The 13,483-nt window shown below is 42.4% G+C and carries 15 protein-coding genes and 1 riboswitch; of the genes, 7 read left to right on the plus strand and 8 right to left on the minus strand.

The window, feature by feature from the left end; translation table 11 throughout:
• Positions 1 to 60: 60 nt before the first annotated feature.
• A complete protein-coding gene (locus MHI30_RS07530) occupies positions 61 to 2,157 on the minus strand; it encodes an ATP-dependent Clp protease ATP-binding subunit (protein ID WP_075753129.1) in 2,097 nt (698 codons plus the stop codon).
• 220 nt (positions 2,158 to 2,377) lie between these two features.
• Here MHI30_RS07530 and MHI30_RS07535 point away from each other — a divergent pair, with 220 nt between their 5' ends.
• The 5 genes from MHI30_RS07535 (at position 2,378) to queF (ending at position 6,025) form a co-directional block, all read left to right on the plus strand.
• Positions 2,378 to 3,415, plus strand: a complete 1,038-nt coding sequence (locus MHI30_RS07535) for a transporter YkvI (RefSeq protein WP_020451151.1) — start codon at positions 2,378 to 2,380, stop codon at positions 3,413 to 3,415.
• 81 nt (positions 3,416 to 3,496) lie between these two features.
• Positions 3,497 to 3,541: riboswitch (PreQ1 riboswitch) on the plus strand.
• Positions 3,542 to 3,679: 138 nt separating this feature from the next.
• Positions 3,680 to 4,339 carry a 7-cyano-7-deazaguanine synthase QueC gene (queC, locus tag MHI30_RS07540; protein ID WP_020451152.1) on the plus strand — a complete coding sequence of 220 codons (660 nt, stop codon included), beginning with the start codon at positions 3,680 to 3,682 and terminating at the stop codon, positions 4,337 to 4,339.
• A gap of 2 nt (positions 4,340 to 4,341) precedes the next feature.
• Positions 4,342 to 4,782, plus strand: a complete 441-nt coding sequence (gene queD, locus MHI30_RS07545) for a 6-carboxytetrahydropterin synthase QueD (RefSeq protein WP_020451153.1) — start codon at positions 4,342 to 4,344, stop codon at positions 4,780 to 4,782.
• The gene (queE, locus tag MHI30_RS07550; protein ID WP_075753127.1) at positions 4,775 to 5,506 is read left to right on the plus strand and encodes a 7-carboxy-7-deazaguanine synthase QueE; all 732 of its coding nucleotides are present in this window, start codon (positions 4,775 to 4,777) and stop codon (positions 5,504 to 5,506) included. The genes queD and queE overlap by 8 nt, the downstream gene beginning before the upstream one ends.
• 21 nt (positions 5,507 to 5,527) lie before the next feature.
• The gene (gene queF / locus MHI30_RS07555) at positions 5,528 to 6,025 is read left to right on the plus strand and encodes a preQ(1) synthase (RefSeq protein WP_009328607.1); all 498 of its coding nucleotides are present in this window, start codon (positions 5,528 to 5,530) and stop codon (positions 6,023 to 6,025) included.
• 662 nt (positions 6,026 to 6,687) lie between these two features.
• On the opposite strand, the gene MHI30_RS07560 is transcribed toward queF, so the two are convergent.
• From MHI30_RS07560 to MHI30_RS07590, 7 genes are all read right to left on the minus strand, one after another.
• Positions 6,688 to 6,813 (minus strand): hypothetical protein, encoded by a 126-nt coding sequence (locus tag MHI30_RS07560; RefSeq protein WP_256700671.1) that lies wholly within the window; start codon positions 6,811 to 6,813, stop codon positions 6,688 to 6,690.
• Positions 6,803 to 7,933, minus strand: a complete 1,131-nt coding sequence (locus tag MHI30_RS07565; RefSeq protein WP_081379904.1) for a tetratricopeptide repeat protein — start codon at positions 7,931 to 7,933, stop codon at positions 6,803 to 6,805. The genes MHI30_RS07560 and MHI30_RS07565 overlap by 11 nt, the downstream gene beginning before the upstream one ends.
• A gap of 424 nt (positions 7,934 to 8,357) precedes the next feature.
• Entirely contained in the window at positions 8,358 to 9,149 is a 792-nt protein-coding gene (locus tag MHI30_RS07570) for a DUF817 domain-containing protein (RefSeq protein WP_075753125.1), read from the minus strand.
• A 110-nt stretch (positions 9,150 to 9,259) separates the two neighbouring features.
• A complete protein-coding gene (locus MHI30_RS07575; RefSeq protein ID WP_020451161.1) occupies positions 9,260 to 9,481 on the minus strand; it encodes a helix-turn-helix transcriptional regulator in 222 nt (73 codons plus the stop codon).
• A 10-nt stretch (positions 9,482 to 9,491) separates the two neighbouring features.
• Positions 9,492 to 9,974 (minus strand): DUF2975 domain-containing protein, encoded by a 483-nt coding sequence (locus MHI30_RS07580; RefSeq protein ID WP_075753123.1) that lies wholly within the window; start codon positions 9,972 to 9,974, stop codon positions 9,492 to 9,494.
• A 599-nt stretch (positions 9,975 to 10,573) separates the two neighbouring features.
• Positions 10,574 to 10,906, minus strand: coding sequence for a hypothetical protein (locus MHI30_RS07585; RefSeq protein ID WP_075753122.1), 333 nt, complete (start codon positions 10,904 to 10,906; stop codon positions 10,574 to 10,576).
• 11 nt (positions 10,907 to 10,917) lie between these two features.
• Positions 10,918 to 12,345, minus strand: a complete 1,428-nt coding sequence (locus MHI30_RS07590) for a lipase (RefSeq protein WP_075753120.1) — start codon at positions 12,343 to 12,345, stop codon at positions 10,918 to 10,920.
• Positions 12,346 to 12,395: 50 nt separating this feature from the next.
• On the opposite strand from MHI30_RS07590, the gene MHI30_RS07595 reads away from it, so the two are divergent.
• Together MHI30_RS07595 and MHI30_RS07600 are read left to right on the plus strand one after the other, a co-directional pair.
• Positions 12,396 to 12,737 carry a DUF1433 domain-containing protein gene (locus MHI30_RS07595; protein ID WP_065644023.1) on the plus strand — a complete coding sequence of 114 codons (342 nt, stop codon included), beginning with the start codon at positions 12,396 to 12,398 and terminating at the stop codon, positions 12,735 to 12,737.
• 169 nt (positions 12,738 to 12,906) lie between these two features.
• Positions 12,907 to 13,221, plus strand: coding sequence for a hypothetical protein (locus MHI30_RS07600; protein ID WP_075753118.1), 315 nt, complete (start codon positions 12,907 to 12,909; stop codon positions 13,219 to 13,221).
• Positions 13,222 to 13,483 lie beyond the last annotated feature (262 nt).

Genomic DNA, 13,483 nt, shown 5'->3' on the forward strand with positions numbered 1-13,483 from the left:
TTTTTGTGATTCTTACGTTGTATGTAAAGCGGCCTCCGCAATTGGAGGCCGTTATGTGTGTTATGCGGTTGGTTTCACCAAGATTTCATCGTTTTCAACGATAACCGCAAAACCTTTGATGTGTTCTTCTTCAAGCAGCAGATCGGTCATTTGATCTTCGACTGCTGTTTGAATGGTTCGTCTTAATGGGCGGGCGCCGAAGGCCGGATGGTATCCGATTTCAGCGATTTTTTCTTTTGCTTTATCTGAAACTTCAAGCGTCATGTTTTGCTCTTTTAACGTTTCTTCAAGCTCTTCCAGCAAGAGAGCGACGATCTTGACCAGATCTTCTTTTTCGAGCGGCTGGAACTCGATGATGCTGTCAAATCTGTTCAGGAATTCCGGCTTAAAGTAGCCGCTTAGGGAATCGATCATTGATTGTTCGCCCATTACTTGTTCTTCCCGGTTAAAACCGACGGTTGTCCGCTTTTCAGATACTCCGGCATTGCTTGTCATAATGATGACGGTATCTTTAAAGCTGACCGTCCGTCCCTGGCTGTCTGTCAGTCGTCCGTCTTCCATGATTTGCAGGAACATGTGCTGGACATCGGGATGGGCTTTTTCGATTTCATCAAGCAAAACGATGCTGTACGGGTTCCTCCGGACTTTTTCGGTGAGCTGTCCGGCTTCTTCGTGGCCGACATATCCAGGAGGTGAACCGATCAGCTTCGATACGGCGTGTTTTTCCATGTATTCGCTCATATCGAGGCGGATGATGGCATCCTTCGTGCCGAACAGTTCTTCCGCAAGCCTTTTCGAAAGTTCTGTTTTACCGACGCCGGTCGGGCCGACGAACAGGAATGAACCGACAGGCCTGTTTTTTGATTTTAGGCCGGCGCGGCTTCTTTTGACGGCTTTTGCCACTTTTTTCACCGCTTCTTGTTGACCGATCACGCGGCTTGAAAGGTTTGTTTCAAGCTCTTTCATTTTCTTCTGATCGTCGTGCTGAAGCTTGCCGACCGGAATGCCTGTTTTTTGTTCGATGATCGCCTGAATGTCTTCCGCTTTAACGGTTGCCCGTTTTTCTGTTGCATGGTTTTCCATTTGTTTGTGCAGCGCTTCTTCTTCGTCGCGGAGCTTTGCTGCAAGCTCATAGTTTTCTTCCTGCAGCGCTTTGGCTTTTTCCGCTTCGATTTCTTTCAGGCGTTGGGAAGCTTGTTCACCGCTGACCGTGTCGATTTTCAAGTTCGCTTTTGAACCGGCTTCATCCAAAAGGTCGATCGCCTTATCGGGAAGATGACGGTCCTGAATATAGCGGCTAGACAGAACGACGCAGGCTTTTATCGCATCATCTGTGTAAGTTACATCGTGATACGCTTCGTATTTTTCTTTCAGCCCGTTTAAAATCGCCGCCGTCTGCTCAATTGTCGGTTCATGGACCATGATCGGCTGGAAGCGCCGCTCTAAAGCTGCATCTTTTTCGATTTGGCGATATTCTTTCAACGTCGTAGCGCCGATGACTTGCAGTTCGCCTCTGGCAAGCGCGGGTTTTAAAATGTTGCCGGCGTCCATCGAGCCTTCGGCAGAGCCGGCTCCGACAAGAAGGTGAATTTCGTCAATAAACAAGACCGCGTTTTTGCGTTCTTTCAGCTCTTTCATCAGCTGTTTCATTCTTTCTTCAAATTGTCCTCTGATGCCGGTGTTGGCTACGAGGGAAGCGACATCAAGCAAGTAAAGTTCTTTGTTTTTCAATTTATTTGGAACATCGCCTTCGGCGATTTTGAGAGCAAGTCCTTCAGCGACGGCCGTTTTACCGACGCCCGGTTCACCGATTAAGACAGGGTTGTTTTTATTTCTGCGGTTTAAGATTTCGATCACACGGGCCACTTCATCATCGCGGCCGATCACCGGATCGATTAAACCGGTCTTTGCAGCATTCGTTAAATTGACGGCAAGTTCATCGAGCAAGCCTTTTTTGGCAGCGGTTTGCGTCTGCGCTTGTGATGGCTGGCTGAAGAAAGAACCTCCGCCGCCAAAAAATTGATTTCCTGAAAACATAGAAGGCTGAGTCAGCTCTTTATAGCAGTCTTCACATAAATCCATTTGTTTTTTTGTAAAGTTGATTTGCATGTTCAGGCGAATCGTCGCCTCATTTTTTTGACAATGTTGACAACGCATTTGCCAAAACCCCCTTTATTGAATTTGACCTTTTTTGACCAATCGACTTTGAAAAAATGGTCTGCAGTTTGACCATTTCTGACTAATAGTATACATTGACCTTCTTTGACTTTCAAGTTCTATGCTTTTTCCTTTTTGTTCCTGAATGAGAAGTTGTCCTTCTTTTTAAAGGACATGGCTCATATGGTGTAGAAAGGGAATTCGTTTACGGAGGAGTCGTATGAGTCAATCACATGGATCAGCCTTTCAGCTGGCATTTGTTTATGTAGGAACGGTCGTGGGAGCCGGATTTGCAACCGGAAGAGAAATCGTCGAGTTTTTTTTAAGATTCGGCTGGCCGGGATTGGCCGGAATTTTGATCAGCGGACTGATGTTTACATTTCTCGGCGCAAAAATGATGCTGATTGCGGTCAGAATCAATGCCAAATCTTATCAGGAGCTGAATCAATATTTATTCGGCCATACGCTCGGGAAATTTGTCAATGTCTTCATGCTCGTGATTTTGCTCGGGGTGACGTCTGTCATGCTGTCCGGAGCGGGGGCGATATTTGAGGAGCAGCTCGGCTTTTCAAACCAAGCGGGGATGATTGCGACGATTGCCTTGAGTCTGTTTGTCATGATGAAGGGCGTCAAAGGGATATTCGGCGTCAATGTCATTGTCGTTCCGCTGCTGCTCCTGTTCACAGTCATCGTCCTGTTTGATTCGTTTATTTTCAGAGGGCCGGAGATCCACAATTTGGCGGCATTCTCGGCGGCAAAACCCGATTGGATTTTATCCGCTGTTTCGTACGGCGCTTTTAATTTGTCGCTCGCACAGGCGGTTCTCGTGCCGATCGCTTCTGAACTGAAATCTGAGCGGCTCATTATAAAAGGAGCATTAATCGGAGGGTGTCTGCTTACCCTTGTGTTGATCGCGAGCTTTCTGTCTCTTTCAACATTGCCTGATGTCCTTTTATACGAAGTTCCGATGGCACAGGTCGTATTCATTGTCCAGCATTCTGTCCATATCATCTATCTGTTTATCATTTTCGGGGAAGTCTTCACATCGGTCATCGGCAATTTATATGGTCTTGAAAAGCAGATTAATGAATATCTTCATATGAAAAGCCTGTATGTATTTATGTTCATCCTGCTGACAATCTACTTGACGGGACAAATCGGCTACGGAAAGCTGATATCGACCATTTATCCTTTGTTCGGCCAGCTGAGCCTCGTCTTTATATTCTTTTTGATCGTCAAAAGGGTGCCTGAGCGTTGAATGGCAGGCATTTCACTTGGCGAAACGTGCGATTTGTGATAAGATGGCGAAGGAAAATTGAAACAAAATCCGCTTGAAACTGCGGGAGAGGTTCTAGCAAAACCCTCTATAAAAAACTAAGGAAAGCTGTATCCTTGGGGTATGGCCTTTTTTATTGTTTTTTTGCTAGAGCACCTTTCTCACAGAGAAAGGTGTTTTTTCGTTTAAATATCAGTGAATCTCTTCTTTTATGAAATGCTGACGAAAAGCGGAGAAGGAGGAATTATGAAACAGGAAAAAGCGATCGTCGTATTCAGCGGCGGTCAGGACAGTACGACTTGCCTTTTATGGGCGCTTCGGCAATTTCAGGAGGTGGAAGCGGTCACCTTCCAATATAATCAGCGGCACCGGGAGGAAATCGAAGTCGCGAAAAAGATCGCTGAAAAGCTTGGCGTCAAGCATCACCTTCTTGATATGGAACTGTTAAATCAGCTCGCGCCGAATGCTTTGACAAGGGATGATATCGAGATTGAGGCGAAAGAAGGCGAACTTCCGTCCACTTTTGTTCCGGGACGCAACCTCGTGTTTTTATCGTTCGCTTCGATCCTCGCCTACCAGGTCGGCGCGCGGCACATCATAACAGGCGTATGTGAGACGGATTTCAGCGGCTATCCGGATTGCCGGGATGAGTTCGTCAAATCCTGCAATGTCACTGTCAACTTGGCGATGGAGCGCCCGTTTGTCATCCACACGCCGCTGATGTGGCTGAACAAGGCGGAAACGTGGGAGCTCGCCGATGAGCTTGATGCGCTTGATTTCGTGAAAAACGAGACGCTGACGTGCTACAACGGAATCATTGCCGACGGCTGCGGCGAATGCCCGGCCTGCAAGCTTCGGGCGAATGGCTACAATGAATATATGAAAATGAAAAAGGAGCGAGCTTAACAGTGCTTACACAAATTTACCCGCAACCAAGCCATCCTTACTCTTTTGAACTAAATAAAGATATGCAGATGTCAGCCGCGCATTTTATTCCGAGAGAGGATGCGGGCGCATGCAGCAGAGTCCACGGCCATACGTATACAATCAATATCACGATTGCCGGGGATGAATTGAATGAATCAGGATTCCTTGTCAACTTCAGCACCATTAAAAAATTGATCCACGGGGAATACGATCATACGCTTTTAAATGACCATCAGGAATTTTCGGGTGAAAGCGCGGATCAGATCCCCTCGACAGAAGTGGTGGCGAAAACGATTTACGATAAAACAGAGGCTTATTTGAAAGATCTCAAAAACCGTCCGCATTGCGTTCAGGTGTTTGTCAGGGAAACGCCGACAAGCTATGTCGTCTACCGTCCGAAACCGGGTGTTCACAATGGCTAAGCCGATTCCCGTACTTGAAATTTTCGGTCCGACGGTTCAGGGAGAGGGGATGGTCATCGGGCAAAAGACGATGTTTGTCAGAACAGCCGGCTGCGACTATTCGTGCAGCTGGTGCGATTCAGCTTTTACCTGGGACGGTTCGGCGAAAAAAGACATCAAATGGATGACCGCGGAAGAAGTATACGAATCTCTTAAAGACATCGGCGGAAACGCCTTCTCACACGTTACGATTTCAGGAGGCAACCCGGCGCTTTTAAAACAGCTGGACGGATTGATTTCCCTTTTAAAAGAAAACGGTATACGGACAGCGCTTGAGACGCAAGGGACGTTTTATCAAGACTGGTTTGCCGAAATCGATGATTTAACAATTTCGCCAAAGCCGCCGAGCTCCAATATGAAAACCGATTTTAACAAGCTTGATCATATTGTTGAAAAACTGAAAGAGCACGGCCGGGCGGCAGCGGCAAGTTTGAAGGTCGTCATATTCACGGGGGAAGATCTTCAATTTGCAAAGCAAGTTCACCAGCGTTATCCCGATGTCCCGTTCTTTCTCCAAGTCGGAAATGACGACGTTCATACAGAAGACCAAGAGCGGCTCGTCGAACGGCTGCTTCAAAAGTATGAACAGCTGGTAGAAGCGGTCACGCGCGACCCTGAATTGAACCGCGTCCGCGTTCTCCCGCAGCTCCACACCCTGATCTGGGGTAACAAACGAGGCGTTTGATTTAAGAAAGGAAGATGAATGATGACCACAAGAAAAGATTCAGAACTCGAAGGCGTAACCCTTCTTGGAAATCAAGGCACCAATTATTTGTTTGACTATTCTCCGGAAGTGCTTGAGTCTTTCCCGAATAAACACGAAAACAGGGACTACTTCGTGAAATTCAACTGCCCTGAATTCACATCCCTGTGCCCGAAAACCGGACAGCCCGATTTTGCCACGATCTATATCAGCTACATCCCTGATAAAAAAATGGTAGAAAGCAAGTCTTTGAAACTGTATCTCTTCAGTTTCCGAAATCACGGCGATTTTCACGAAGACTGCATGAACATCATCATGAACGATTTAATTGAGCTGATGGACCCGCGCTACATCGAAGTCTGGGGCAAATTCACCCCGAGAGGCGGAATCTCAATTGACCCGTACACCAACTACGGCAAACCCGGCACAAAGTATGAAAAAATGGCCGAGTATCGGATGATGAACCATGATCTGTATCCGGAGACGATTGATAACCGGTGATGATGAAGCGAAAGTTTGTGAGCGATGTGTGACCGAGACGCGTACTGTTACGCGTCTTTTTTGTTCGAAATTTCCACGAACAATTACCAAGCGTATTAGTCGAATGCTAGTCCGGATATATGAAATACGATTCGAATTGTTAATTGAAGGGTAAAGAGGAGGAAACTTCGCCGTCACTCGCCTCGTTAACGTCTCCGCTTGTCAGTTCGTCGTTAACTGCGAATGCTCTAGCGTTCGGTATTTAGATGGTTTCTGTCTGTTTTTAGTCTTGTTTGTTCATTTATTCGTGAAAAAATGTAGCTTTGTCCTCATGTTAAAAAGGATGTTTTCTGTTTTTTCTTTAAACATAAAAATTTAGTTATTCTGACTTTGAGGAGGGGATGGGAGGTATATAGCAGAGACGAAGACATAGTGCCAAGAGCATGTCTCATTCGTATACAAACAAATATGTAACGTGAAGATGTTGGAGGGCTTACGAAAAAAACAATCGATCGTTATAGACGGGAGGTGCGTTGAAGAATTTGTGGAGGTTTTTAAAGGAAGGTTGGCACTGAGTCGGAATGGAATACGTTAATCTTGCCGACAGCTGATAAGAAGTTAATCACGATGTTTAACGTTAAGAAACCGTAGAAATAAAAAGCGCCCCACATTTGGGGCGTTTCTTACGTTTGCTTACGGGTAGCGATTTGATATACGCCGTCAGACTGGTCGGTTGCTGAAACAACGCTCATACCCATCGTTAATAACGCGGCGGCTAAAATGGGAATAACGAGCTTTTTAATACTCATAGACACACTCCCCTTTTTTAATTTGTGTTTGCGCATACATCATTTTTTGAAGGAATTCGATCGAATTTCTGTGGTCTTTTCTTTCAAGGTATTGGTTGGAAACTTCAAGTGAAAGCTCTTCTATGTATGCATATATTTTATTCTCCTCCAAGTATTTAAATACCTCTAAAATCTCTTCTTTATTCACAGAATAGATATATAACGCCTCAAGGTATTCAAATAGAGAAGTGAACAGGGTATCGTTGAATTTTCGAGCTGTTTGTCTACCAATACGAAATATCTCGATTGCGCGCTCGTAGTTTTTCTGCTTAAAAAGAAGTTGAGTAAAGTAATATAATGATTGTGGTAGGTTGTTATATTCTTCTTTTAGGTTAATCTCTACGGCTTTTTCAGCATATTCAACTGCTGCATCGATGTCCCCCATACATTCATGACAATCGGCTATATTAAAATAGGCAGAACTAATGAGCCTTTTATTGTTAATCTCTATCGCTAATTCGAGTGCGTTTTCCAGGTGGGGTAAGGCTTTGTCGTGGCACATTAAATCGTCATAGTTACCTGCGATTACAAATAAACATTGGATTTTACGGACTTTGTAGAGTTCGTGATTATTATATATTTTAAAGGCTCTTAATATATGATACATGGATACATGCGTCTGTTTCATGATGTAGTACGCTTCAGCCATTTTAAAGTGAAACTCGGCTTGTTCTATAACATCAGTAATGAGTGACAACTGTTTTTCTGCGTTTCGATAAAACTCTATCGCTTTAATATACTGTTTTTTCTCAAATTCATACATACCCCTAAAGAAAAATGAGTAATAACTAAGGAGTCCGTTTAAATCTCTTCGAGGCTCCTCAATTTGGGCCAACAATTCGAGTAATGAACTCCCATGCTTTCTTTTTTTAGTGGGTTCTAAATATTCTAACATTAATTGATGCCTAAAACACATCAATTGATAGTAAAGGAGTAAGTCCTGATCTTCTTCCATTTGATTAATGTCCTTCTCTACTTCTTCTTTTAAAGCCTCTGCATCTGGCACGCTAAACTCTCTTATCATTTTATACCATTCGTGGATTTTCACTCCGACTTTTGACGAGGGTATTAACTGTTTCACTTCCACCTCTCCCTTTTTATTTCCTTTTTGTAAATATATTACTATACTCAGAGCGATAATAGGTTGAAAAGTGAAAAAATTTTCGGTATGCCGCAATTAAAGCAATACAAAAAGACGCCTGTTAAGGCGCCTGATATTCTATATTCTCTTTTTCATGCCACACCTGCAGCATTCTCGAAGGTAAATTCCGTCCTTCACCGATTATTTCGTAATCCATTCGCCACCGATCTACGACTAATAGGATACGTAAGAGGACAGAGGATTCAACGTTTTCTCCATGAAAATGAATCTTGGTGATCAAGTCTTCTGACCTAATAAAGGAATAATTCGATTTGTGAATGATCAGCTTAAAGAAAATATTGATTATTTTTTATTGGCCTGCAACAGCCTCCACAGCTCCTCGAAACCCTTTAAAATAAACAGTTTATAAAAATTGACCGGCATCCACTCTAGTGGAATCTTTCTCCTTAATCTGTTTTAACGTGGCTACGATTAGAAAGCTGACAATCACCAATAAGAGCCATGAACTCACTTTCCCTACATGAACGAGACTCCACGCACTGGTTTGGTTTGGATATGTCCAGGCTCCAAAAAACGTTGCGATATTTTCGGCTATCCATATAAAAAATCCGATGAGCACAAAAGAAAGTGCGAGCGGCATACGGTAATGAATTCCATTAACCTCGTATATGACCCATGATTTCCAAAAAACAATTATCACAAGTCCAGATAACCAAAAGCGGACGTCAATCCAATAATGATGGAGGAAAAAATTCAAATAAATCGCAGCGGCAAGAGGTACAACGACGAAAAACGGCGGCCACTTAACCAGTTCAACCTTAAGCCTCCTCCATGCCTGGCAAAGATAACTGGCGACACTTGCATACATAAAGCCGCTATATAAAGGCACCCCAAAGATTTTGGAATAACCTTCCTCCGGATAAGACCAGGAGCCCATTTGCACCTTGAAAAGTTCAAGAGCTAGTCCAATAATATGGAACAATGTGATCACTTTTAATTCATCCCATGTTTCAAGACCGGAACGCACCATCCACCATTGCATGAGAACACAGATGATGAGCAGCCAGTCATACCGCGGCAGGAAGGGAAGAGGGATGGTTTGTGTAATTGCCAAAGAGGCAAAAATAACGACAGGAAATAAACATGACAAGGACTGCTCCCAACCAAAACGAACGAGTTGATTTAGTGCTCTCATCATGTGTGCCTCCGAAGTTTTTTTCTGAATATATGCGAGGCCGGCTTTGTATTGCAGCTAAACAGACTTACGGGTATGCACATAAGATCACCGCCGAATAGGTTAAATTTTTAATCATGGGTGTCTTCATCACTTCGGTATTCCAAAATATCTCCGGGTTGACATTCTAAAGCTTTACAAATCGCTTCTAAAGTTGATAATCGAATGGCCTTTGCCTTTCCGTTTTTCAATATGGAAAGATTCGCCATTGTGATTCCAACCCTCTCAGAAAGTTCCGTTACGCTCATTTTCCTTTTAGCCAGCATCACGTCAATATTGATGATAATTGCCATTGTTTTCACCTCAGACTGTTAAATCATTTTCTGATTTTATATCGATCGCTTCTTGCAATAGCCTTTGGAGAACAGCAGCAAAGACCGCGATAACCATTGAAGCAAAAATAAGGACCAGTCCGATAAGTATGATACCAGGAGCGTCGTCCATCTCCGCGATGAGATAGAAGAGCGGCATGCCGGCGGCTAATAAAATACTGATGGTGATTGCACAGTATTTTATATTCTTTAAAGCCCGTACAGATAATTTCGAGAAAGCTTTATTGTGGTCAATATAGCTTAAAAGTTTAAAGGCTTGATACAGAGCAAAGTAAAAAGGTATCGCCGCTGCATACAAATCGATATAAACGAGATATTTCAGATAAGAAATATCCGGGTACAAATCAGCTGCAAAATTCGCTATTTTTGGCACGAAAAATATGCACAAAGCAATAACTGGGATTCCAATAAGAATAACAGCCATCTTTAAAAAGAGTGTTGATCCACGTTTCATAAAGAGCACCTCACTTATTTGTCGATTTGAATTTAACATATTATTTATCGTTTTACAATAAAAAAATATTGATAAAGATGATTTTATTGTTGTTATGGATGATCCTTTTGATTTTAGACAAGCGTTTATAAGCTATGCAAAGCAATACGTCAGCGGAGTATACATCACCTCTTTCGGGCCTTCCGCGGCTTCCGCCAAACGAAACGATCAAGCTTAAAGCAAAGCGTCTTTCGAACGATAACTCTATAAGCGCAGGTTCGAGGCAGTCAAAGAATTGAAAAACGCTGGTTATGCGATTGTTAAACCGGGATCCGGCACAACCATTTCGCCAAATAAAGCCCCCTAGGGTGAAAAAGCTTAAACGTATTTTAAATTTATCGGGTATATTGAAATGCTTAAAAGGTTAAGGACTATTAATGGAATAGCCATAAAGGAATATGTGTCAACAAGGGGACTTGCAAAAATAAAAAAGCTCTTAACGTGAAGACTCGGGGTGAAGCCGAAGAGTAATTTGAGGTGAAGACCGAAGACGGGTAGTGTGGTGAAAACAGAACATGTTGTTAGATTTAAATAAAAAAAAGACGCCAATTAAGACGCCTTCATCTCGTCTTAAATCCATTCACAAAACTTTCTCCGTCCTGCTCCGTATTAATAAGCTGCTGAGCGCTTTGGCTGATTCGCTGAGCGAGCGCCTGCTGCGCTTTTCCTTCGAAGCTGTAGAGAAGCGATGAATAGACGCTGTTCATTTCTTTTTGTATATCGTCTACTTTAAACTTCGGTCTTAGTGTCGTTTTAATGCTTTCAAGCTTAGTTGCGGCTGTTACCCTCATGCCCGTTTTCAGCATTTGAAGCTGATTGCGCCGTATGAGGAGTGTATCTTCTTGATCGCCGTTTAAGTTGTTGAGTGAAGCCAGTTTATTGAAATTTTCCATTGTTTCATCTCCTAAAGTTTAAGCCAATTTGCCAGCATTTTGTCTTTCGATTTAAAATCTTTTGCAATCTGCGTCAGGTACCCGCTGATGTCTTCTAAATCTGAAATCGTATTTTTTAATGAGGCGATGTACGCTTTTTCGGCATGAACATCGTAAAAGAGCGGATTTCCTTTTTTGTCAAACGACTGTGCCAAGTTATTCAGCGTATTGTTTACATCGTCAAGCGTCAGCTTGTCGTATAAACCGTGGCCGACTTGACGGTAGGTATCATGTTTCAGGTCGTTGATCGCAGCGTCGTGTTCCTGATAGGCGTTTTCGGCTTCCCGTTTCATCGTTCGCAAGTCATCAATGATCGCATTTACTTTTTTCGCGAGCTGCTTAGCGACTTCGGGCGTTACTTTAATTGCGCCACTTCCGGAGGCAACTTCCGGTGGGAGCATCGCTTTTAAATTTTTGTCATAAACGAGCTCATCGCCTTCTATATTTTGAACGTTGCCGTTTTTGTCGAAAGAGAAATTATTGCTGCCGACCCAGTGTGTATCGGGATTTTGAAAGATTAGCGTATTAGCGAAATACAGAAGGTTTCTTCCGACCTGTTGGAGTTTATTGCCGTCAAGCCTTTTTTCGCGATTAGCCGTTGCGATAGAAGGATCTTTTGTGTAAATGGTAGTCCCATTGTGGCGATCAAATTCGTCCCACCAACCGGCACCGACCATATCATCCGGATTGACAATTGACTTTACATAAGGATTATAGTCTCCGTTATTAATTTCCTTTTGTTTTTCTTCTGAATGTAATTTAACAATTGATGGGCTGTTAAATGAAACAGCGTAAATATCATTGTTGACCGCGCTGTATTCCGCCTCTGCTCCTCCGAGAGAGTGTCCGGTTGTTGAAATAATCGTTGAGGTACCTTTATACTTTTGTTTGACTTCCCGCACAAGTTGATCGGCTTGATCGATTTGTGATGTTTTTGTAATTAATTTATAATCTCCGGACTCAAGCATTGCAGTTTGTTCCATCGAACCTGTATATCTCCCAAGTGTCTTAGACGTATCTTTCGCATCTTTCTTGACGACATATTGTGTTTTATCTTTCGGATCGTTTCCTAAGACGATATGATTAACGTCCGCTTGTTCTACGTCACTTAACGGATCCTTCCCTGGATCTGTTCCAGCAAAAGCTACAACGACATTTTTCGGGCTATCTGATTTTATCCACTTGCCGTTTCTCTTTTCGGCTTGTGACAGAACAACCGCATCGAGTCCGGTATCGTCGTCGTTTCGTACGCGCTCAACGTACCAACCAATCTTGTTTTCTGTTACAATTAGCGTGTTACTTTTTAATTTTTCTTTAAGCTGATCATATTTATACGCATTTCTGCTTAATGAATAATAAGTGCTATCCGACAGATTTGGAACTTTTATGTTTTTACTCATACAAAACCTCGCAAATTTAGTGTAAAATGGTCTTGAAAGGATGAATTGTTTTGAAAAAATACCTTATTATTCTAGCTTTAGTAATTATAGCAGTCGGGGGTTTTATTGTGAAGAACAACGCACAACATAATGAAGAAATTGAAGAGTTTAAAACTGCAAAAATACATATGGAAAAATTCTTGAAGGCAAATTATGAAGGAATAGATAGTGTTCAGTTCGAGGATAGATATGAAATAGATCCAATGGGTGGCGTACAGGTGTTTGGGTATTATAATAAAGATGAAAATAACAAATTTGATGGTATATACGATCCGTCTAATGATAAGATAATGAGTCATAGTGTTGATGCTGTTATGAAAAAAGAGTGTAGAGATAAAGATTGCGGATATTAAAGGATCCGCTTAACAATGAGCACCCCCTTTTTTACTTACTTCTACAACGTTCCCAAAAATTCCCGACCTTCAAACAATGAATAGCCGAAGCGATCTAGCTCAACTCAATCTGTGGGAGGAAGGGTATACTTTAGAAAAAGCTTATTATATTGAGGTGGATATTGAAAATATGGATTCGACAATGAATAATTTAATCATCAGTTGTCATTACGCTTTATTGGGGGCAATCCCATATAAATTAAGGGGACTCGCAGTAAAGTTAGAAAATGAAACGTTATACTGGAAAGGTTATTTTAACGGGGAGCCTACAGACGATGAAAAAGAAATGCTGAGCGTAGCTTGTACAGAGGTACTTGCTGACTTTCCACTCATTAAGGACTGCGAAGAAGAGTATATCAATCATAAGTTTCCGTTAAAAATGGATAAATTGCAGTTTTGGGCATTTTTAAGATGGGAAGATAACTTGCATGCGGAAATAGGATAATCTGTAAAACAACGAAATTTTGATTTATAATAATTTGTTACATAGTTATAGTGTGAAGTGTAATAAACGAAAGGTGAATCCATTTTCAGATTATATGGCTTAAGCTTTAATATGCATAGTTGGTTATCGGGAAATTACCTTCAAAATCGTCCAAGTTCATAATAATAAAAAGATATTCGTGTTGAGCAGGCGTGCATCGTTGCACGTCTATTCCTTTTGAAAAGGATTTTTACCCAGAACTAAAGAACTTAAAAAGCGAGAA

The organism is Bacillus sp. FSL L8-0528 (assembly GCF_038593085.1).
GTDB lineage: Bacteria > Bacillota > Bacilli > Bacillales > Bacillaceae > Bacillus > Bacillus paralicheniformis.

Bases quoted from the DNA above. Each gene is read 5' to 3' on its own strand.
- MHI30_RS07530 (WP_075753129.1), bottom strand. From the start codon at position 2,157: ATGCGTTGTCAACATTGTCAAAAAAATGAGGCGACGATTCGCCTGAAC.
- MHI30_RS07535 (WP_020451151.1), top strand. From the start codon at position 2,378: ATGAGTCAATCACATGGATCAGCCTTTCAGCTGGCATTTGTTTATGTA.
- queC (WP_020451152.1), top strand. From the start codon at position 3,680: ATGAAACAGGAAAAAGCGATCGTCGTATTCAGCGGCGGTCAGGACAGT.
- queE (WP_075753127.1), top strand. From the start codon at position 4,775: ATGGCTAAGCCGATTCCCGTACTTGAAATTTTCGGTCCGACGGTTCAG.
- queF (WP_009328607.1), top strand. From the start codon at position 5,528: ATGACCACAAGAAAAGATTCAGAACTCGAAGGCGTAACCCTTCTTGGA.
- MHI30_RS07560 (WP_256700671.1), bottom strand. From the start codon at position 6,813: ATGAGTATTAAAAAGCTCGTTATTCCCATTTTAGCCGCCGCGTTATTA.
- MHI30_RS07570 (WP_075753125.1), bottom strand. From the start codon at position 9,149: ATGAGAGCACTAAATCAACTCGTTCGTTTTGGTTGGGAGCAGTCCTTG.
- MHI30_RS07575 (WP_020451161.1), bottom strand. From the start codon at position 9,481: ATGGCAATTATCATCAATATTGACGTGATGCTGGCTAAAAGGAAAATG.
- MHI30_RS07580 (WP_075753123.1), bottom strand. From the start codon at position 9,974: ATGAAACGTGGATCAACACTCTTTTTAAAGATGGCTGTTATTCTTATT.
- MHI30_RS07585 (WP_075753122.1), bottom strand. From the start codon at position 10,906: ATGGAAAATTTCAATAAACTGGCTTCACTCAACAACTTAAACGGCGAT.
- MHI30_RS07590 (WP_075753120.1), bottom strand. From the start codon at position 12,345: ATGAGTAAAAACATAAAAGTTCCAAATCTGTCGGATAGCACTTATTAT.
- MHI30_RS07600 (WP_075753118.1), top strand. From the start codon at position 12,907: ATGGATTCGACAATGAATAATTTAATCATCAGTTGTCATTACGCTTTA.